The organism is Lysobacterales bacterium, assembly GCA_016703225.1.
In the GTDB taxonomy this organism is placed as follows: Bacteria; Pseudomonadota; Gammaproteobacteria; order Xanthomonadales; family Ahniellaceae; genus JADKHK01.
The window spans coordinates 105346-125837 of record JADJCM010000002.1; the positions used below are offsets into that span (position 1 = coordinate 105346).

General features: G+C 66.0%; 18 protein-coding genes. 13 read left to right on the plus strand and 5 right to left on the minus strand.

What is annotated here, in order from left to right:
• Window positions 1–2784: a bifunctional [glutamate--ammonia ligase]-adenylyl-L-tyrosine phosphorylase/[glutamate--ammonia-ligase] adenylyltransferase gene (gene glnE / locus IPG63_08990; GenBank protein MBK6727378.1), complete on the plus strand. Its 2784-nt coding sequence runs from the start codon at window positions 1–3 to the stop codon at window positions 2782–2784.
• Here the strand turns inward: glnE and hemW are convergent.
• From hemW to rph, 3 genes are read right to left on the minus strand one after another with little or no spacing between them, the layout of a single operon-like run.
• Window positions 2770–3957 carry a radical SAM family heme chaperone HemW gene (hemW, locus tag IPG63_08995; protein MBK6727379.1) on the minus strand — a complete coding sequence of 396 codons (1188 nt, stop codon included), beginning with the start codon at window positions 3955–3957 and terminating at the stop codon, window positions 2770–2772. The genes glnE and hemW overlap by 15 nt on opposite strands.
• A gap of 1 nt (window position 3958) precedes the next feature.
• Window positions 3959–4549 carry an RdgB/HAM1 family non-canonical purine NTP pyrophosphatase gene (rdgB, locus tag IPG63_09000; protein MBK6727380.1) on the minus strand — a complete coding sequence of 197 codons (591 nt, stop codon included), beginning with the start codon at window positions 4547–4549 and terminating at the stop codon, window positions 3959–3961.
• Between the two features lie 3 nt (window positions 4550–4552).
• Window positions 4553–5281 (minus strand): ribonuclease PH, encoded by a 729-nt coding sequence (rph, locus tag IPG63_09005; GenBank protein MBK6727381.1) that lies wholly within the window; start codon window positions 5279–5281, stop codon window positions 4553–4555.
• 68 nt (window positions 5282–5349) lie between these two features.
• Between rph and IPG63_09010 the strand changes: the two genes are divergently transcribed.
• The 9 genes from IPG63_09010 to IPG63_09050 all read left to right on the plus strand — a co-directional run bounded on the left by IPG63_09010 (window position 5350) and on the right by IPG63_09050 (window position 14735).
• A complete protein-coding gene (locus IPG63_09010; GenBank protein MBK6727382.1) occupies window positions 5350–6213 on the plus strand; it encodes a YicC family protein in 864 nt (287 codons plus the stop codon).
• Between the two features lie 10 nt (window positions 6214–6223).
• On the plus strand, window positions 6224–6835 hold the full coding sequence (gmk, locus tag IPG63_09015; protein MBK6727383.1) for a guanylate kinase: 612 nt from the start codon (window positions 6224–6226) through the stop codon (window positions 6833–6835).
• Window positions 6836–6959: 124 nt separating this feature from the next.
• Window positions 6960–7259: a DNA-directed RNA polymerase subunit omega gene (gene rpoZ / locus IPG63_09020; GenBank protein ID MBK6727384.1), complete on the plus strand. Its 300-nt coding sequence runs from the start codon at window positions 6960–6962 to the stop codon at window positions 7257–7259.
• Window positions 7260–7323: 64 nt separating this feature from the next.
• Window positions 7324–9489 carry a bifunctional (p)ppGpp synthetase/guanosine-3',5'-bis(diphosphate) 3'-pyrophosphohydrolase gene (locus IPG63_09025; protein MBK6727385.1) on the plus strand — a complete coding sequence of 722 codons (2166 nt, stop codon included), beginning with the start codon at window positions 7324–7326 and terminating at the stop codon, window positions 9487–9489.
• Between the two features lie 38 nt (window positions 9490–9527).
• Window positions 9528–9908, plus strand: a complete 381-nt coding sequence (locus IPG63_09030; protein ID MBK6727386.1) for a RidA family protein — start codon at window positions 9528–9530, stop codon at window positions 9906–9908.
• 6 nt (window positions 9909–9914) lie between these two features.
• A complete protein-coding gene (gene recG, locus IPG63_09035) occupies window positions 9915–11987 on the plus strand; it encodes an ATP-dependent DNA helicase RecG (GenBank protein ID MBK6727387.1) in 2073 nt (690 codons plus the stop codon).
• Window positions 11988–11996: 9 nt separating this feature from the next.
• Window positions 11997–12929 carry a nucleoside hydrolase gene (locus IPG63_09040; protein MBK6727388.1) on the plus strand — a complete coding sequence of 311 codons (933 nt, stop codon included), beginning with the start codon at window positions 11997–11999 and terminating at the stop codon, window positions 12927–12929.
• 105 nt (window positions 12930–13034) lie between these two features.
• Entirely contained in the window at window positions 13035–13280 is a 246-nt protein-coding gene (locus tag IPG63_09045) for a type B 50S ribosomal protein L31 (protein MBK6727389.1), read from the plus strand.
• A gap of 162 nt (window positions 13281–13442) precedes the next feature.
• Window positions 13443–14735 carry a citrate synthase gene (locus tag IPG63_09050; protein ID MBK6727390.1) on the plus strand — a complete coding sequence of 431 codons (1293 nt, stop codon included), beginning with the start codon at window positions 13443–13445 and terminating at the stop codon, window positions 14733–14735.
• 30 nt (window positions 14736–14765) lie between these two features.
• Here IPG63_09050 and IPG63_09055 read toward each other — a convergent pair whose 3' ends face one another.
• Both IPG63_09055 and IPG63_09060 read right to left on the minus strand, forming a co-directional pair.
• Window positions 14766–15374, minus strand: a complete 609-nt coding sequence (locus tag IPG63_09055) for a hypothetical protein (protein ID MBK6727391.1) — start codon at window positions 15372–15374, stop codon at window positions 14766–14768.
• Window positions 15375–15382: 8 nt separating this feature from the next.
• Window positions 15383–17887 (minus strand): penicillin-binding protein 1A, encoded by a 2505-nt coding sequence (locus IPG63_09060; protein MBK6727392.1) that lies wholly within the window; start codon window positions 17885–17887, stop codon window positions 15383–15385.
• 193 nt (window positions 17888–18080) lie between these two features.
• Here IPG63_09060 and IPG63_09065 point away from each other — a divergent pair, with 193 nt between their 5' ends.
• From IPG63_09065 to pilO, 3 genes are read left to right on the plus strand one after another with little or no spacing between them, the layout of a single operon-like run.
• On the plus strand, window positions 18081–19139 hold the full coding sequence (locus IPG63_09065; protein MBK6727393.1) for a pilus assembly protein PilM: 1059 nt from the start codon (window positions 18081–18083) through the stop codon (window positions 19137–19139).
• Window positions 19139–19768, plus strand: coding sequence for a PilN domain-containing protein (locus tag IPG63_09070; GenBank protein ID MBK6727394.1), 630 nt, complete (start codon window positions 19139–19141; stop codon window positions 19766–19768). The genes IPG63_09065 and IPG63_09070 overlap by 1 nt, the downstream gene beginning before the upstream one ends.
• Window positions 19765–20469: a type 4a pilus biogenesis protein PilO gene (gene pilO, locus IPG63_09075; GenBank protein ID MBK6727395.1), complete on the plus strand. Its 705-nt coding sequence runs from the start codon at window positions 19765–19767 to the stop codon at window positions 20467–20469. The genes IPG63_09070 and pilO overlap by 4 nt, the downstream gene beginning before the upstream one ends.
• Window positions 20470–20492 lie beyond the last annotated feature (23 nt).

Consider the following 20492-nt stretch of genomic DNA (forward strand, 5'->3'; position numbering starts at 1 on the left):
ATGACCGCAGCCTCTCTCGCGCCCGAGTTGCGCGCCTTTCTCGCCCACCGCCACGAAGAGCTGGGCCGTTCCTTCCGCGAGGCCGGCCTGGTCTGGCCGCCGGCTGCGTGGTCCCGCCAACGTTCGGATCAGGTATTGCTCGCCAGCGACTGGCTGATCGAGGCGGCCTTGCGTGCGCCGCGGCAGTTTTCCGACGAAGTGCTGGCGCCGGAACCGCCGCCTTTGCCCGACCCGTCCGGTTTCGAGCGCAGCGAGGACTTCGCCGAGACACTGCGGCGTTATCGCCGCGCCATGAGTCTGCGCATCCTGGTCGATGACCTCGACGACGCGGAGCGCACGCTCGGCACACTCAATCGCGCCAGCCGCCTGGCCGAGGACTGCATCGAGTGCGCGCTGCGCCATGTCGAGCTGCAACAAGCGGCTCGCTATGGCTGGCCGCGCAATGCTGACGGTCGCGTCGCGCGCATGAGCGTGATCGGCATGGGCAAGCTCGGCGGTGGCGAGCTGAACTTCTCGTCCGATGTCGATCTGATCCTGACCTTTGCCGAGAACGGCGACACCGACGGCGCTCGGCCGATCAGCGCGGAGGAGTTCCACGCCCGCGTCGGCCAGCGCCTGGCGCAGTTGCTGTCGGAAGTCGCGGCCTCGGGCTTCGTGCTGCGCGTCGACTACCGCCTGCGCCCGTTCGGCAGCGCCGGGCGCGTGGCGCTGTCGTTCGCGGCGATGGAGCAGTATTACCAGCGCGAGGGCCGCGACTGGGAACGCTACGCCTGGACCAAGGCACGCACCGTCGCCGGCGATCTCGCTGCCGGCGCCGAGCTGATCGCCAGCCTGCGTCCGTTCGTGTACCGCAAGTATCTCGACTTCACCGCGATCGAGGGCCTGCGCGAGCTGAAGGCGCGCATCGACGCCGAGGTCGGTCGCCGCGAGCGCGAGCACGACCTCAAGCTCGGGCCGGGCGGCATCCGCGAGATCGAGTTCACGGTGCAGTTGCTGCAACTGATTCGCGCCGGTCGCGAGCCTGAGCTGCGCACGCCGCGACTGCTCGACGCGCTCGCCGCGGCTGAGCAACTGGGACACTACGACGCCGATACCGCGGCCACCCTGCGCGCCGCCTACCTGTTCCTGCGCCGCGCCGAAAACCGGGTGCAGATGCTGCGCGACGAACAGACGCACTGCCTGCCGGAGGACGCGCTGGCGCGTCTGCGCATCGCCGCGACGCTGGGCTACGCCGATGTCGCGAGCGTGGAACAGGCGATCGCGGAACAACGCGCGCAGGTATCCGCGATCTTTGCGCGCACGCTCGAGGCTCCACAGCGCGCCAAGGGCCTGCACGTGGCCGACGAGTTCGAGACGCGCGCGCAGGATGCGCTTGATGGCTGGTCGGCGCCGGTGGCCACGGCGTTGAACAGCCTGATGGGCAGCCTCGGCGTGCGCCGCCTCGACAGCCGCGCGCGCGAACGCTTCGAGCGCGCGGTGCCGCGGTTGCTTGCGGAGGTACGGCAGCTTGCCGATCCGGAAGCGGCGGCATTGCGCGTCGTGCGTCTGCTGCACGCGATCTGCGGGCGCACCGCCTACCTTTCCCTGCTTGCCGAAAAGCGCGGCGCGCGCGCGCGCCTGGTCGAGGTGTTTGCGCACAGCGCCTTCCTGGCCGAGCGCGTGATCGCGCATCCGCTGCTGCTCGACGACCTGCTCGACGAACGCTTCGATGAGGCGGTGCCGGACGCCGGTGCGATCGCAGATACCTTTGCCCGCCAACTTGCGCGCGTGCCGACGGCCGACGTCGAGGCCGAACTCGAAGCGCTGCACGACGCACGCCAAAGCCTGGTGTTTCGTTTCGGGCTGGCCTGGCTGGCGCGTCGCGTCGATCCGGTGGACTGCGCCGCGGGATTGGCGGAGGTTGCCGCGGTGGCGCTGCGGCATGCGCTGGCGTTGGCGACGCGCGACCTGTCCAAGCAGCACGGCACTCCCGGCGACGGCTTTCTGATCGTCGGCTACGGCAGCCTCGGCGCCGGCGAACTCGGCTTCGGGTCGGATCTGGATCTGGTGTTCGTGTTCGACGAGGCGCTGGCGGAGCGCAGCAGCGACGGCGGGCGCCCACTCGATGCTTCGCGCTGGTTCCCGCGCCTGGCGCAGCGGGTACTGCACTGGCTGGCGACGACGACGCAGGCCGGCCATCTCTACGATGTCGACATGCGCCTGCGCCCGGACGGCGCCAAAGGCCTGCCGGTGTCGTCGCTGGCGTCATTTGTCGAATACCAGCGCGAGCGCGCCTGGCTGTGGGAGCACCAGGCGCTGGTGCGCGCACGCGCCGTTGCCGGGCCGGCCCTGCTGGTCGCGCGCTTCGAGGCCGAGCGCTGCGCGCTGCTGGCGCGGTCGCGCGCGCTGCCGGAGACGCTGGCCGAGGTCGCGCGCATGCGCGAGCGCTGGCGCAATGAACTCGACCGCAGCGACGCCCAGCGCTTCGACCTGAAGCAGGGCCGCGGAGCACTGGTCGATATCGAGTTCCTGCTGCAGGCGCTGGTGCTGGCGCATGCTGCGGCGCATCCGCAACTGGTGCGCGCGGTGTCGACCTCGGCGCTGCTCGACGGCCTGGCCGCTGCCGCGATTCTCGACGCGGAGACGCATGCGGTGCTGGCACGCACGTACCGCGAGTGCCTCAGTCGTGCGCTGGACTGCAGCCTGGATCTGCGTCCGCGTGTGATCGCGCGCAATGCTTCGCTGCAACCGTGGACCGATGCCTGCGCGGCGATCCTCAGGCGCTTCGGTCTAGCTGCGCCCTGAGTGCCTGGCGCGCTCGCGTTCGGGCAGGAAGCGGATCAGCAGTTCGTTGAGCAGCCTGCGGCCATCGGCGGTCGGCTGGAAACGTGAGTCATCGTCCACCAGCAGTCCGTCGGCCACGGCGTGCGCGAGGATTGGCGCGAGCGCGGCGCGATCCAGTCCGGTGCGCTGCGCGTACAGTTCGGCATCGACGCCATCGACCAGCCGCAGCGCGTTCATCATGAACTCGAAGGCGAGTTCGCGTTCCGTGATCGGCGCGCAGCTGGCCATGCGCTCTGGGCCGGCGGCCTTGGCCAGATAGCTCTTCGGTGTCTTCAGCTTGGCGGTGCGCACGATGCTGGCGTGGTCGCTGAGCTTGCCGTGGGCGCCGGCGCCGATGCCGAGATAGTCGCCAAATTCCCAGTAGTTCAGGTTGTGGCGACAGCGATGCGCAGGCGGCGCGTAGGCCGAGGTCTCGTATTGCGCATAGCCCGCGGCAGCGAGCCGGGCCTGGCAAGCCTCCTGCATGTCCCAGCCGAGGTCTTCATCCGGAAGCACCGGCGGTCGGGCCGCGAACTCGGTATTCGGTTCGAGCGTGAGCTGGTAGTGCGACAGGTGCGTTGGCCGCAATGCGATCGCACGTTCGACATCATGCAATGCACCTTCCAGGGCCTGCTCCGGCAGCGCATACATCAGGTCCAGGTTGATCTCGGCGACGCCGGCATCCTGGGCTTCCTTGATCGCACGTTCGGCATCTTCCGCCGAGTGGATGCGGCCGAGGCGCTTGAGCTTCGCGTCGTCGAAACTCTGCACGCCGAAGCTGACGCGATTCACCCCGGCAGCGCGGTAGCCGGCGAAGCTGCCATGTTCGACGGTGCCGGGATTGGCCTCCATCGTCACCTCGATGTCGGCGGCAAAGCGCAGCCGTTCGCGGCAGCCATCAAGAATGCGCGCGATCAGCTCCGGCGCGAACAGGCTCGGCGTGCCGCCGCCGAAAAACACCGAGACGATCGGCCGCTCACGCACGAACCCGAACTGCGCCAGGTCAGCGTCGAGATCGGCGAGCAGGGCCTCGGCATAAGCGCGATGTTCGGCGGCATCGCGCTGTGCATGCGAATTGAAATCGCAGTAGGGACACTTCTTCACGCACCACGGGATGTGAACGTAGAGCGCCAGTGGTGGAGCGGCCCGCGCCATCTCAGCCAAACGGCCAGCGTGCGCGCAATGCGGCGAGCGCCTGGGCGCGGTGGCTGATGCGGTGCCAGTGTTCGGAGGGCAGCTCGGCCGAGCTGAGCCCGAGTTCGGGCAGCAGGAAAATCGGTTGGTAGCCGAAGCCGTTGCCACCGCGCGGCGTATCGAGAATGCGGCCTTCGATGCTGCCCTCGGCGATCAGCGGTTGCGGGTCGTGGGCGTGTTTCAGCAGCACGATGACGCAGTAGAAGCGCGCGCTGCGCTGCGCGACTGGTACGCCGCGCAGTTGTTCGAGCAGCTTCGCGATGTTGCGCGCGGCATCGCCATGTACGCCAGCGTAATGCGCAGAGACCAGGCCCGGTGCTCCGTGCAGGGCGTCGACGATCAGGCCGGAATCGTCGGCGAGTGCCGGCAGCCCGCTCCGCGCGCAGGCTTGGCGCGCCTTGATCAGGGCGTTTTCGACGAAGGTCTGGCCGCTCTCCTCGGCGTCGGCGATGCCGAGCTCGCGTTGCGCCACGAGTTCGACGCCGGCATCCGCGAGCACATGGCGGATCTCGGCGAGCTTGCCCGGATTGCCGCTGGCGACGACGAGGCGCATGGCTCAGCGCGCGAGCGCCTCGCGTTGATGCGCATGCAGCTCGGCGATGCCCTTGCTGGCGAGCGCGAGCAGCGCGTCGAGTTCGTCGCGGCGGAAGGCGTGGCCTTCGGCGGTACCCTGGACCTCGATGAATCCGAGTGCGTCGTTCATCACCACGTTCATGTCGGTCTCGCAGTTCGAATCCTCGGCGTAGTCGAGGTCGAGCACCGGCTGGCCCCGGTAGATGCCGACCGAGATCGCGGCGATCTGGCCATGGATCGGGTCTTGCTTGAGCAGGCCCTTCGTCATCGTCGCGCGCACCGCATCGACCAGCGCGACATAGGCGCCGGTGATTGCCGCGGTGCGCGTGCCGCCATCGGCCTGCAGCACGTCGCAGTCGAGCGTGATCGAACGCTCGCCCAGCGCCGCCCGATCGACCACCGCGCGCAGGCTGCGCCCGATCAGACGCTGAATCTCCAGTGTGCGTCCGCCCTGCTTGCCGCTCGCGGCTTCGCGCATGTTGCGGCTGTTGGTTGCGCGCGGCAGCATGCCGTATTCGGCGGTGATCCAGCCCTCGCCCTTGCCGCGCAGGAAGCCCGGCACCTTCTCTTCGACACTGGCCGTGCACAGCACCTTGGTGTCGCCAAAGCTGACCAGCACCGAGCCCTCGGCATGGCGCGTGTAGTGGCGTTCGATGCGGACCGCACGCAGGGCGTCGGCGGCGCGGCCACTGGGGCGGGAGACAGTGCTCATGGGCGCGGATCGCTTGGGAAAAAAGGGCGCGGAGCGTAACATGGCCGCCCGCCCGCGAAGGACAGCCGATGATCCGCAGCATGACCGCCTACGCCAGCGCCGAAGGCCCGAGTGCGCGCGGGCGCCTCGTGTTCGAGTTGCGCTCGGTCAACCATCGCTTCCTAGAGACCAGCTTCCGCTTGCCCGAAGAGTTTCGCGTGCTCGAACCGAAACTGCGCGAGCGCATCGAACGGCGTGTTTCGCGCGGCAAGGTCGATGTCAGCATGCGCTACCGCGCGGCGGTTGCGGCCGATGCGCTCAGCCTGAACCAGGGGCTGGTCGACAACCTGCGGCGCATCGAGCAGAAATTGCTGATCGCGTTTCCGGAGTCGCGTCCGCCTTCGCGCATGGAGTTGCTGGCTTACCCCGGGGTGATCAACGAGCCGGAGATCGACAACGCCGTGCTGACCGAGGAAGCGATGGCCCTGTTCGATCGCGCGCTCGACGATTTCATTGCCAGCCGCAGCCGCGAAGGCGAGCGCCTCAAGACGGCCCTGGTCGAGCGCCTCGACGGCATCGCCGCGATCGTCGTCCAGGTGCGTCAGTGGTTGCCCGCGATCCGCGCCGGCCTGCGCCAGAAGTTCGAGACGCGCATCGCCGAACTCAAGCAGCCGCTCGACCCCGGGCGTCTGGAGCAGGAACTGGTGCTGGCCTTCCACAAGCTCGACGTCGATGAGGAGATCGACCGCCTCGGCGCGCACATCGCCGAAGTGCGCAGCCGCCTCGACGCCCCCGAGCCGATCGGGCGCCGTCTCGATTTCCTGATGCAGGAGTTCAACCGCGAGTCGAATACGCTCGGCTCGAAGTCGATCGACACCCGCACCACACAGGCATCGGTGGAGCTGAAGGTACTGATCGAACAGTTGCGCGAGCAGGCGCAGAACATCGAATAAGGAGCGCAGCATGCCCGGTTCCCTGTTCATCGTCGCGGCGCCTTCGGGTTCCGGAAAATCCACCTTGGTGAATGCGCTGCTGGCGAAGGAGCCGGGGATTTCGTTGTCGATCTCCTACACCTCGCGCGGCCCGCGGCCGGGCGAGGAGGACGGGGTGCACTACCACTTCGTCACTCGCGAGCGCTTCGAGCAGATGGCCAGCGACGGCGACTTCTTCGAGTACGCGATCGTGCATGGCGATCTCAAAGGCACCGCGCGGCAGTCGGTGGAACCGCTGCTCGCGGCCGGCAAGGACGTGTTGCTGGAGATCGACTACCAGGGCGCCCAGCGCGTGCGCGCGCAGGTGCCCGCCGCGGTCAGCATCTTCATCCTGCCGCCGTCGCGGGTGGAATTGGAGCGGCGTTTGCGCACCCGTGCCAAGGACAGCGAGGCGACCATCCTTCGCCGCCTGGCCGACTCGCGCAAGGAAATCGCGCACGCCTGGGAGTTCGATTACATCGTCGTGAACGAAGTGTTCGAGACGGCGCTGGCGCAACTCGGCACCATCGTGCACGCCACGCGATTGCACCGGCGGGTGCAGCAGCAGCGCCTGAAAGCGCTGGTCGACACACTGCTCGGCTGAACGGAACCCATACGATTCAATGGTTTGTCTGACTGTCGCGCCCCGGCGCGTTGCCCGCCTCACGGCGCGCTGCTAGCCTGCGCGGCCGTTTTCCCCCGTATTCAGCAATTCTCAGGAGTGGCCCATGGCCCGCATCACCGTCGAAGACTGCCTCGAAGTGGTCGACAACCGTTTCGAACTCGTGCTGATGGCGACCAAGCGCGCACGCCAGATTTCCAAGGGCGCCGAGGCGTTGATCGCGAACGACAATGACAAGCCGACCGTGCTGGCCTTGCGCGAGATCGCCGGCGGCCACATCAACATGGACATGCTGAACGAGATCGAGCGCCAGGAACGTGAACGCGCCGAGCGCGAGGCGCTGGAGTGGGCGGCGCAGGAAGTGGCCGACGATGATCTGGGCAAGGGCGGCAACGACGACCTCTGATCGTCGGCTCCACGAAGTTCTGCAACACTCGGCTCCCCCGTCCATGAACTGAGGAGCCGAGCCAGTGACCGAGGCGATCGCCCGCGAGCGCGCAGACGCGACCGTCGGCCTAGCGGTCCACTGGCAGGCGCTGGCCGACAAACTGGTCGAGTATCTGGCGCCCGAGGCGCGCGGCCGCGTCCAGCAGGCGTTCCGCATCGGTGCCGAAGCGCACCGCGGCCAGACCCGCAAATCGGGCGAGCCTTACATCACGCATCCGCTCGCGGTGGCCGCCATCCTCGCCGACATGCGCCTCGACGCCGATGGCCTGTGTGCGGCGATCCTGCATGACACGCTCGAGGACACGCGGCTCTCGCGCGACGAGATCGCGGCGCAGTTCGGCAGCGACGTGGCCGACCTTGTGGATGGCGTCACCAAGCTCGACAAGGTCAAGTTCCGCGATCGCCAGGAGGCGAATGCGGAGAGCTTCCGCAAGATGATGTTGGCGATGGCGCGCGACCTGCGCGTGATCCTGATCAAGCTCGCCGACCGCCTGCACAACATGCGCACCCTCGACGCCATGAGCGACGAGTCGCGTCGCCGCATCGCGCTGGAGACGCTGGAAATCTACGCGCCGATCGCGCAGCGCCTCGGCATGAACGCGATCAAGGCCGAGTTGCAGAATCACGGCTTCAGTGCCTATCACCCGTTGCGCCACCGTGTACTCGAAGATCGTCTGCGCCATCTCTACGGCGATCGCCGCGAGGGCATGGCCCGGATCCAGCGCACGATCACCGAAAAACTCGAACATGCCGGCATTCCGGCGCGCCTGGTGTCGCGGGTGAAGTCGCCGTATTCGATCTATACGAAGATGAAGGCCGAGCACAAGAGCCTGGCGCAGGTGCTCGATGTTTATGGCGTGCGCGTGGTGGTGCGCGAGACCATGCAGTGCTACATGGCGCTCGGTGCCGTGCATAGTCTGTTCAAGCCGGTCGATGGCCGCTTCCGCGACTTCATCGCGATGCCCAAGGCCAACGGCTATCAGAGCCTGCACACGGTGCTGTTCGGTCCGGGCGGCACCCCGATCGAAGTGCAGATCCGCACCGAGGACATGGACCTGCTGGCCGAGCGCGGCATCGCGGCGCACTGGGCCTACAAGAGCGAGGGTGCGGCCGGCAACAACGCCCAGTCGCGCGCGCGCGAATGGGTCGCCGGCCTGGTGGATGCACAGACCCGCTCCGATTCTTCGATCGAATTCGTCGAGCACGTCAAGGTCGACCTGTTTCCGGACGAGGTCTATCTGTTCACGCCCAAGGGCGACATCCTCGCGTTGCCGCGCAATGCCACTGCGCTCGACTTCGCCTACATGGTGCACACCCACGTCGGCGACCATGCGGTAGCGGCACGCGTCGACCGCAAGCTGGTGCCGCTGCGCACGCGTCTGGCGAGCGGGCAGTCGGTCGAAATCATCACCGCCGCGAGCGCGCAGCCGCAGATCGGCTGGCTCGAGTTCGTGGTCACTTCCAAGGCACGAACCGCGATCCGCCATGCGCTGAAGCAGATGCAGCATGAGGACGCGATCGAGATCGGTCATCGCCTGCTCGATCGCGCACTCGAAGCGATGGGCAGTTCGATCGAGCAGATTGCGCCGGCGCTGCTCGATGCCTATCTGCAGGAACATCGGCTGCGGCGGCTGGAAGACCTGGTGGCCGAGATCGCGCTGGGCAACCGCATGCCGCAGCAGGTAGCGCACGCGCTGGTGCGCGATGGAGCGGCGCCTGGTGCCGGCGGCGCCGCGCGCAGCCAGGAGAAAATCCTGGTCTCCGGTGCCGAGCGCGGCGTGGTGTCGTTCGGCAACTGCTGCCATCCGCTGCCGGGCGACGACATCGTCGGTTACCTCTCGGCCGGACGCGGGATCGTGGTGCACCAGGCCGAATGCCCCAACATCCCCGAGTTCCGCAAGAGCCCGGACCGCTTCGTCGAAATCGCTTGGGACCGCGAGATCAGCGGCGACTTCAAGGTGGCGCTGAAGGTGGTCGTCGAGAACAAGCCGGGGGTGCTGGCCACGGTCGCCGCCGCCATCGCCGAATGCCAGTCGAACATCGATACGGTTGAGTACCAGGAGCGCGACCTGCGCAGCGCGGCGATGCTGTTCGTGATCGAAGTGAAGCACCGCAAGCACCTGGCCGAGGTGCTGCGGCGCCTGCGGCGCGCCCCGGTTGTGCACACGGTCAGTCGTTACGTCGGCTGAGACCGGCTAGCATGCGCCTTTCGATCCGGGAGTCCTGCATGCGCGAGATCATCTCCACCGACGCTGCGCCGGCGGCAATCGGCACCTATTCGCAGGCCGTGAGATGCGGCCAGACCGTGTACCTTTCGGGGCAAATCCCCCTCGACCCGGCGACCGGGCAACTGGTCGAGGGTGCGATTGAGGCGCACATCCGGCGCGTGTTCGATAACTTGCGTGCGCTGTGCCTCGCCGCCGGTGGCGACTTGCGGCACGTGGTCAAGCTGAATGTGTTCCTGACCGACCTGGCCAACTTCGGCGAGGTCAATCGCTTGATGGCCGAGTATTTCCGTGAGCCCTATCCGGCGCGTGCGGCGATCGGCGTCGCCGCGTTGCCGCGTGCGGCGCAGGTCGAGATGGACGCCATCGTCGTGCTGGACTGAGCCGCGGTGGGCGACGCTGCGTCGCGGCCATTGGCGGAATTGCGCGGTGTCGGAGCGGCAACCGCCACGGCGCTGGCACGGCTGTCGCTGCATCGTCTTTCGGACCTTTGGTTCCATTTACCGCTGCGCTACGAGGATCGCACTCGAATCACGCCGATCCGGGAACTCGGTGTTGGCGAAAGCGCGCAAGTCGAGGCTGTGGTCGAAAGCGTCGAGCGCGGCTTTCGTTTCCGGCCACTGCTGCGCGTGCTCGTGTCCGATTCCAGCCACGGCATGCTGACGCTGCGTTTCTTCCATTTCTCAAAGGCGCAGGCCGATGCGTTCATGCCCGGATTGCGGCTGCGCATCCACGGTGAAGTGCGCGAGGGCCCGGGAGGGCTCGAAATCGTGCACCCGCGTTACCAGCGAGTGCGGCCGGATACGCCACTCGAGGCCGCGCTGACGCCGGTCTACCCGGCGGGAGAAGGTGTCGGGCAGGCCACGTTGATCCGGCTCGCGCGGCTCGCGCTGGCAGCGCTGCCCGAAGACGACGTGCTCGACGTGGTGCCCGCTACGCTGCGCCGCAGTGCCGGCTGGCCGGCACTGGGTGCCGCGCTGCGGCTGGTGCATGCGCCGCCCGCAGATGCCGATATTGCGTCGCTGATCGCACGCACTCATCCGGCGCAGCAGCGATTGGCTTTCGATGAACTGCTCGCGCACCAGATCGGCATGCGTCGGCTGCGCCGTCATCTGCGCATGATTGCAGCGCCTCGCATCCGCCATGACCGGGCGCGGCGGCGGAGTTTCCTCGCAGCCTTGCCGTTCGCCCTGACGGCAGCACAACGACGCGTGCTCGCCGAGATCGACCGCGACCTGGCGGCGGACAAGGCGATGTTGCGCCTGGTGCAGGGTGACGTCGGTTCGGGCAAGACCGTGGTCGCCGCGTTGGCCGCGCTCGCTGCCGCCGACGCCGGCCAGCAGAGTGCGGTGATGGCACCGACCGAGCTGCTGGCAGAGCAGCATCTGCAGCAGTTCACGCGCTGGCTGCAGCCGTTCGGACTGCGCGTGGTCTGGCTTGCCGGCAAGGTCGCCGGCAAGGCGCGCAAGCAGGCGCTCGCCGAAATCGCGGCCGGGGCCGAAGTGGTCATCGGCACCCACGCGCTGATGCAGGAAGGCGTTCAATTCGCCAACCTCGGCCTTGCCATCATTGACGAGCAGCACCGCTTCGGCGTGCATCAGCGCTTGGCCCTGCGCAACAAGGGTCGCGATGGCGAGCGCACACCGCACCAGTTGGTCATGACCGCCACCCCGATTCCACGCACCCTGGCGATGGCGGCCTATGCCGATCTCGATGTCTCGGTGATCGACGAGTTGCCGCCGGGGCGAACCCCGGTGCAGACGGTGGCGGTCTCCGATGCGCGCCGTGACGATGTCATCGAGCGCATCCGCATCGCCTGCGCCGAAGGGCGTCAGGCGTACTGGGTGTGTCCCTTGATCGAGGAGTCCGAACAGCTGGAGGCCAAGGCGGCGCAGGCGACCTACGAGTCGCTGGTGCTGGCGCTGCCGAGCTTGCGCATCGGCCTGTTGCACGGGCGCATGAAGCCGCGCGAAAAACAAGCGGTGATGGAAGCGTTCAAGTCCGGCGAGCTGCGCCTGCTGGTGGCGACCACGGTGATCGAGGTGGGCGTCGACGTCGCCAATGCCAGCCTGATGGTGATCGACAACGCCGAGCGCCTGGGGCTGGCGCAACTGCACCAACTGCGCGGCCGCGTTGGTCGCGGCGCGGCCGTATCCAGTTGCGTGCTGATCTGGCAGCCGCCGCTGTCGCCGCTGGCGCGCGAACGCATCGCGGTGATGCGCGAGAGCAACGACGGTTTTCGCATCGCCGAAAAAGACCTTGAACTGCGCGGGCCGGGCGACGTGGTCGGCACCCGCCAGACCGGTCAGCTCAGTCTGCGCGTCGCCGACCTGATGCGCGATGCCGAAGTGCTGCCGATGGTCGCGCAGGCGGCCGACTGGCTGCTTGAACACGATCCGCGCGCGGCCGACGCGCTGGTGGCGCGCTGGATCGGTTTCGCCGTTGAATATGCTCAGGCCTGAGGAGCGCCCATGCAAAGACTGCTGATCGATACCGACCCAGGCGTGGACGACGCGCTCGCGTTGCTGATGGCCTACACCCATCCGCGCGCGAAGGTCGAAGCGCTGACCATCACCGCCGGCAATGTCGGCATCGAACACACCCTGCGCAATGCCTTGAACCTCATCGAGCTGGTCGGTGCCGACACTCCAGTGTTCGCCGGTTGCGAGGCGCCGCTGGTGCGCCCCGCTGAGGACGCCGCCTTCGTGCATGGCCGCGATGGCTTCGGCGATGTCGGACTCCCGGCGCCGGCGCGTGCTGCTGCCGGCGAACATGCGGCGCTGGCGATGGTGCGCCTGGCGCAGGCGTTCCCCGGCGAACTCGTGTTTGTCATGCTCGGACCGCTGAGCAACTTGGCGCTGGCGCTCAAGCTCGACCCCGGGCTGCCGCATCGCGTGCGGCGCCTGGTGGTGATGGGCGGGGCGGTCACTGGCCACGGCAACGTGTCGCGCGTGACCAGCGAGTTCAATTTCCACTTCGATCCGGAGGCGGCTGCCATCGTATTCGACGCCTGGCCGCAACTGGAGCTGGTCGATTGGGAGGCGACCCTGCGCCACGCCATCCCGTTCGCCGACATCAGCGCCTGGCTGGCATCCGGGTATGCGCATGCACGCTTCTACGACGCCATCTCGCGCAAAACGCGGGACTGGATGCAGGAGCAGCGCAAGCTCGCCAACTGGCATGCGGCGGATGCACTGGCGATGGCCGTGGCACTGGATGCCGATGCGGTTGAGCAGTGGGAAACCCGCGCAGTCCGGATCGAACTGGATGGCGCCCTGACCCGCGGCATGAGCGTGGTGGACTGGGCGCGACGCGGCGGCTGGCGCGAGCAAAGCCGCATTCTGATGCGCTATCAGCCCGGCCGGTTCGCGGAACTGATCCGATCAGCTCTGACATCGCCATGATTGAAAAGGGAAAAATGCAGAGGCCCGGCGCAATGCAAGTCTTGTATTGCCAAGCGCGCCCGATCTGACTACGATGCGCCTCTTTTTTGCGGCCGGTTCCTCGTCATGAAAGCTGATATCCATCCCAAGTATCACGAAGTCGTGTTCCACGACGTCACCGCCGATTTCAAGTTCCTGACCCGTTCGACCATGTCGAGCAAGGACAAGACCACTTGGGAAGACGGCAAGGAATATCCGCTGGTCAAGCTCGAGCTTTCCTCGGCTTCGCATCCGTTCTACACGGGCAAGCACAAGATCGTCGACACCGGCGGTCGTCTCGAGAAGTTCCGCAAGCGCTACGCCAGCAAGTAATTCGTCCGGCGCAGGAACGCGCCGCACGGGGCAAGCAAACGCCGTGGCCGCAGGGTCGCGGCGTTTGTCTTTTGGGGGTTTGCAAAAGCAGGTGGCGTGCGTCGGAATCGACAAACGCCCGTGCGATAATGCCAAGCGAACAAACGAACGAAGGGGTGTCCAGTGTCGAACCATTTTGTGCAGGTCAGCGATAGCACCAGCGGGCGAAGCGCGAGCTTGCCGGTAGTCAGCGGCAGCGTCGGTCCGGAGGCCATCGATATCGGCAAGCTGCACAAGGAAACCGGTCTGTTCACCTATGACCCGGGCTTCATGTCGACGGCGAGTTGCCGCAGTGCGATCACTTACATCGACGGTGATGCCGGCATCCTGATGTATCGCGGCTACCCGATCGAGCAGCTGGCGAAACACTCCAACTTCCTCGAAGTCGCCTACCTGCTGATGAACGGCGAGCTCCCGAGCGCAGCGCAGTTCAGCACCTTCGAGCACGAAGTCACGCACCACACGATGATGCACGAGGCGGTCAAGAGCTTCCTCGGCGGCTTCCGCCACGACGCGCATCCGATGGCGATGCTGTGCGGCATGATCGGTTCGCTCGCGGCGTTCTACCACGACTCGCTCGACATCGACGACGCCGAGCAGCGCCGCCTGGCCGCGGTGCGCCTGATCGCCAAGGTGCCGACCATCGCCGCCGCCTGCTACCGCTATTCGATCGGCTGGCCGAACCGCTATCCGCGCAACAACCTCGACTACTGCACGCGCTTCCTGCACATGATGTTCGAGGTGCCGTCCGAACCGCTGGAGCTGCCGCCGGTTGCGGCCAAGGCGCTCGACCTGTTGTTCATTCTGCACGCCGACCACGAGCAGAACGCCTCGACATCGACGGTGCGCATGGTCGGCTCGACTGGCGCCAACCCCTATGCTTGCGTTGCCGCCGGCATTGCCGCGCTGTGGGGGCCTGCGCACGGCGGCGCCAACGAAGCGGTGCTGACCATGCTCAACGAGATCGGCAGCGCCGACCAGGTCGGCAAGGCGATCGAGAAGGCGAAGGACAAGAACTCCACCTTCCGTCTGATGGGCTTCGGGCATCGCGTCTACAAGAACTTCGACCCCCGCGCGAAGATCATCCGCGAGATGTGCCACAAAGTGCTGAACGATCTCGGCGTGCACGATCCGCTGCTGGAAGTGGCGATGAAGCTCGAAGAAGCCGCGTTGAAGGATTCGTACTTCATCGAACGCAAGCTGTACCCGAACGTCGACTTCTATTCCGGGCTGATCTACAAGGCGCTCAACATACCGACCGAGATGTTCACGGTGATGTTCGCGATCGCCCGCACCGCCGGCTGGGTGGCGCACTGGCTGGAGCAGAACGTCACGCCCGACGCCAAGATCGGCCGGCCGCGACAGGTCTACACCGGCGCGCCGGCGCGCGATTACGTCGGCATCGCGCAACGCTGACCAGTCTTGCATTGATTCAGTCGGTGCAGTTCAAGGGCTCGCTTCGCGGGCCAGCAGGGCGAGCACGGCATTGAGCGACGCGCGCTGCATCGGCGCGTCGCTGGTGCGCGACATCGGGGCCTGGTGCAAGCCCAGGCGCGGCAGCAGGGTCAGGTCGATGGCGTTGTTGTCGGCGTCGAAAAGCAGCACCGGATACTCATCGCTCTCGTGGCGCGACCAGCGCAGCACGCGGTCGTCCTCATCGTAGGGTATACCTTGTTCATCGAGGAAGCGCGGCACCGCCGACGGGTCATCGTCGAACAGATGCAGGCAAACCGCGGAGTGCTGGTCTGCGGTCCCTTCCAATACTGCGCCGACGAGGCGTGGCTCGAAGCGCGCGAAGAAGCGCATCGCTTCGACCGCGACGCGGCGCAATTCTCGCAGGCGCTGCGGTTGCGAGTTCGATTGGAACAGGCGCTGATAGTCGCGCAGCGCTGCTTCGATTTCCCGGTTCGACGGCAGGTCGCGCTCGTCGCTGCTGGCGCTGCGCTCGGCCGCCTTGCGCTTGGCCAGACCATAGTCGCGGATGCCCTGCTCGGCCATGATGCGTGCCGCGTCATGGGCCAGTTGTGTCCGCAGGTCGATGTTGCGTTTGCCCATGTCCCGCCTCAGAACAGATCGATTCCCTGTTGTTCCGCGTCCTGATTCTCGCCGCTGTTTTCGTCGACCACCGAGAGGCGCATCAGGTCCTCGGTCTTGAAAAACTCGACGATGCCACCTTCGCCTCGTGTCGACAGCAGGTTGCCGGCGCCATCGATGGGTGCCGTGGTGATGCCATTGGGCACAATGAGTTCGAGTTGCGGCATGCCGTCCAGTGCCACGCGCATGAAGTCGATCCAGATCGGCAGTGCAGTCTGCGCCGCAAACTCGCGGTCGCCGAGCGAAGTGAAGTCGTCATGGCCCATCCACACCGTCGCCACCAGCGCGGGATTGAAGCCCGAGAACCAGGCATCGCGGTAGTTGTTGGTGGTGCCGGTCTTGCCGGCAAGGTCGTTGCGTCCGAGAACCATCGCGCCATGTCCGGTGCCGCGCTTGACGACATCGCGCAGTACGCTCGTAATGAGGAATGCATTGCGCTCGTCGATGACGCGCGGAGCCAGAGCTGCGTCCGCCGGCGGATGCGGTTCGGCGGCGGTTGCCGGTGGGGCCAGCGCCGTAGTGGTTTGGATTGGCGCCGCGCCCGCGAGCACGGCCGAAAGATCGTCGGCGGTGGCGGCCCCGGTCGTGTCGTCTGCTGCGGACTCGCGGGCGATGCACTGGCGACAGGCGCGCTTCGGCTTCGCGCTGAAGATCGCGTTGCCCAGATCGTCCTCGATGCGCTCCACGGCGTAGGTGTCGATGCCGTAGCCGCCGTTCGCGAACACCGAGTAGCCACGCGCCAAGGCCAGCGGTGGCAGCGATGAGGTGCCCAGCGCCAACGACAGATTCTGCGGCAGCGACTCGGGCGGGAACCCGAAGCGTTGCATGTACTCGCGCGCGAAGCCGACACCGATGGCGTCGAGCAGGCGTACCGACACCAGATTTCGCGACAGCACCATGGCTTCGCGCAGGCGCATCGGGCCATAGAACTTCTCGTTGTCGTTCTGCGGCTTCCAGACCCCGCCCTCGGCGGAAGGATCGGCAAAGGCCAGCGGTGCGTCGTTGACGATGGAGGCCGGGTTGAAGCCCCGTTCGAAGGCCGCCGCGTAGACGAATGGCTTGAAGCTGGATCCCGGTTGGCGGTTGCTCTGGGTCGCGCGGTTGAACTTCGACAGGGTGAAGCTGAAGCCGCCGGTGATCGCGCGAATGGCGCCGTCCTCGGGGTCGATCGCGGCCAGGGCGGCCTGGGCGCGCGGCAACTGCGACAGGCGCCAGTTGCCCTCGGCATCGCGGGCGATCCGAACGAGGTCGCCAGGTACAAGCGCTTGGGTCACGGACTTGGGCCTGGGTCCCAGGACGCCATCGGCATTGCGCTTGCGCGCCCAATCAACCGCAGCGAGGTCGAGCACGGCAGTCTGGCCGTCGGCGAGCAAGAGCGAGGCGCTTGCTGCGTCGCTGTCGACGACCAGGGCGGGCACCAGTCCAGACACCGTCCGGTAAGCGGCAACTGCGGCGCGACGGGCCTCGACTGACGGCAAGACCGCCAGGTCAAGCTGCGCCTCCGGGCCGCGGAAACCCTTGCGCTGGTCGAACGCCAACAGGCGATCGCGGACTGCGGCGTTGGCCGCTTCCTGCAATCGTGAATCGATGCTGGTGATGGCGCGGTAACCGTTCTCGAGGGCGTCAGCGCCGATGCGCTCGATCACCTCCACGCGCACCATCTCCGCGAGATAGGGGGCGTCGAGCTCAATCGCTGGCTCATGCGGAAACGCGACGCTTGGCCGCTCCTGCGCCACGAGCATCTGTTCACGATTGATCGAGCCGATCTCGGCCATGCGTTCGAGCACGTAATTGCGGCGGACGAGTGCTCGATCGGGGTTGGTCAGCGGATTGCCGCTGGAAGGGAACTTTGGGATCGAGGCCAGCATGGCGGCTTCCGCCAGGTCCAGTTCGGACAGCTTCTTCCCGTAGTAGAACTCGGCTGCTGCAGCCACGCCGTAAGAGCGATAGCCGAAGAAGATTTTGTTGAGGTAGAGCTCGAGGATCTCGTCCTTGCTGAGCTCGCGTTCCAGTCGCAGTGCCAGGAAGATCTCCGCGAACTTTCGGGTCAACGAGTATTCGTTGCTCAGGAAGAAGTTGCGTGCGACCTGCTGGGTGATGGTGCTGCCACCGGGCACGCGGCGGTCGTCGGTGGTCGCCAGCAGCCAGACCGCACGGGCGATGCCGCGCCAGTCGATGCCCGGATGCTCGTAGAAGCGCGCGTCCTCGATCGCCAGGAAGGCATTGCGCACCATTGGCGGCACTTCGCTGATGTCGACCGGCGTACGCTTGGTCTCGCCGAACATGGCGATCAACTTGCCATCCCGCGAATAGACCCGCAGCGGCACCTGCATGCGTACGTCGCGGATCTCTTGGGCTGTGGGCAGGCGCGGTTCAATCAGCCAGTAGGCCACGGCGAGCGTCGCCACCGCCAGCACAAACCCGGTCAGGCCGAGGATCAACGACCACTTCAACAGCCTTCGAATGAGGCGCATCACAGTTCCGGGCCCGCGCGCGTGGGAAAAAGAACGCCAGTATAGGGGGCATTGCCAAGAAAACGGCCGCGGAGTAGCGTCAAGTCGACGTTTTGGGGCCGGAATTCGGGGACTGTTGCCAGATGGTTAAGATTGGGATTTAATGTAGGTACGCATGAACCGCTCGTAAGAGCCCGTGGCAAGGGGAAAAAGTGTGGGACTTTTCAGCGCAAGTACACCTCCTCTGATCGGCGTGGACATCAGCTCCACAGCGGTGAAGCTGTTGCAATTGTCACAGGCTGGTGGCCGTTACAAGGTTGAGCACTACGCCGTGGAACCGTTGCCGCCCAATGCCGTCGTCGAGAAGAACATCGTCGAGGTCGAGGCCGTGGGCGAGGCAATCAAGCGCGCGTTCGCGCGCAGCGGCGCCCGCACCAAGTTCGCGGCGGCGTCGGTGGCGGGCTCGGCGGTGATCACCAAGATCATCCCGATGCAGGCGGATCTGTCCGAAGACGATCTGGAAGGGCAGATCATGGCCGAGGCGCAGCAGTACATCCCGTATCCGCTGGAGGAAGTCAGCCTGGATTTCGAGGTCGTCGGGCCGGTCAAGGACAATCCCGAGTTGATGAATGTCCTGCTTGCCGCGTCGCGCACCGAAAATGTGGACGTGCGCGTGGCGGCGCTGGATGTGGGCGGCTTGGCGGCCAAGGTCGTGGACGTCGAGGCCTTCGCCATGGAGAACGCCTACAAGCTTCTCGCCGACCAGCTGAGTGTACCGAAGGATGCGACCGTTGCCGTGGTTGATATCGGCGCGACCATGACCACGCTGTCGGTGCTCAAGAACCAGCGCACCATCTACACCCGCGAGCAGGTGTTCGGAGGCAAGCAGCTCACCGACGAAGTGATGCGGCGCTATGGCTTGTCTTACGAGGAAGCCGGCATGGCCAAGCGCCAGGGTGGCCTCCCGGAGAGCTACGAAATCGAGGTGCTGGAGCCATTCAAGGAGGCGATGGTCCAACAGATCAGTCGCCTGCTGCAGTTCTTTTTCGCCGGCACCGAATTCAGCAAGGTCGACCAGGTGGTGTTGGCCGGTGGCTGCGCCTCGATTGCCGGCGTCGCCGAGATGGTCGAGGAACAGATTGGTGTACCGACCATCGTGGCCAATCCGCTTGCGGGCATGACGCTGTCGAACCGGGTCCAGGCGCAGACGCTTGCCCAGGATGCGCCAGCCCTGATGATCGCATGCGGTCTCGCCCTGAGGAGCTTCGACTGATGGCCAAGATCAACCTATTGCCGTGGCGCGCGGAGCGACGCAAGGCGCGCGAACGCGAGTTCCAGACCATGCTCGGGGGCGCCCTGCTGATGGGCGCGCTCGCGGTGGGGGCTGCGATTTTCCATTGGGGTGGCCTGCACGAGGACCAGGCTGTGCGCAATCAGTTGCTCGAGCGAGAGATCACCGCGCTTGACGCCAAGATCAAGGAAATCGATGCCTTGCAGCAGACGCGGGAACAGCTGCTGCAGCGCAAGCGCATCATCGAACAGCTGCAGTCCAGCCGGACGCAGATGGTGCACATGTTCGATGAACTGGTTCGGACGCTTCCGGACGGAGTGCGCCTGACATCGTTGAAGCAGAGCGCTGACTCGCTGGAGATCGGCGGAATGGCGCAGTCGAATGCGAGAGTATCGGCGTATATGCGGAACATGGAGAAGGCCGGTTGGATCCGCAATCCAGACCTCAAGATTGTCGAGGCCACCACGCCCGACAAGTCAGCGCGCTACCGGTTCTCGCTCACGGCCAATCTGCGCAAGTCTGAAGACGAGAAGGTCGAAGGACAAGGCGCCGACGCAGAGACCGGAGATCCTGGAGCCGCCGCCACTGCATCGGACGGAGGCGTGCCATGAAGCTGTCTGACATCAACAATCTCGACGCCAAGAACTATGGGTCTTGGCCGCTGCCGATCAAGTTCCTGGCCGCATTCCTGTTGTTTGCAGTCGTCGTCGCCGCCGGCATCTTCATGAAGATCAAGCCTGCCAACGACGAGTTGGAAGTGCTGCGGGCCAAGGAACTGGAGTTGGTCTCGGTCTTTACCGAGAAGCAGGGCAAAGTCGTCAATCTCGAGGAGTACAAGAAGCAACTTGAGGAGATGAGGGAGCTGTTGCGCCAGATGATCCGTCAATTGCCCAGTAAGACCGAGATGCCGGACCTCCTGATCGACGTATCCCAGACCGCACTTTCCTCCGGAATCGACAACGAATTGTTCGAGCCGGGTCCGGAGGTCGCCAAGGAGTTCTACGCCGAGAAGCCGATTACCTTGCGCATGAAGGGTACCTACCACCAGTTTGGAGCGTTTGTCAGTGGTGTGGCGTCGCTGCCGCGGGTCGTCATTCTGACCATGCACGATGTTTCGCTCACACCGGTGGACAAGGCGGCAACGGCGCCGGGCGGCAAGGCGGGGGCGGCGTCCTCCAGCTCCGGTTCTCTGGTGCTGGAGGGTACGGTCAAAACTTATCGTTACCTGGACGAAGACGAGCTTTCTGCTGTGTCGGCAGAGACGACCTCCGCGGGTGCTGGGGCGGCAACCTCAGCCCGTCCGGCGCAGTGAGGAGGGCACCATGAGGATGCACA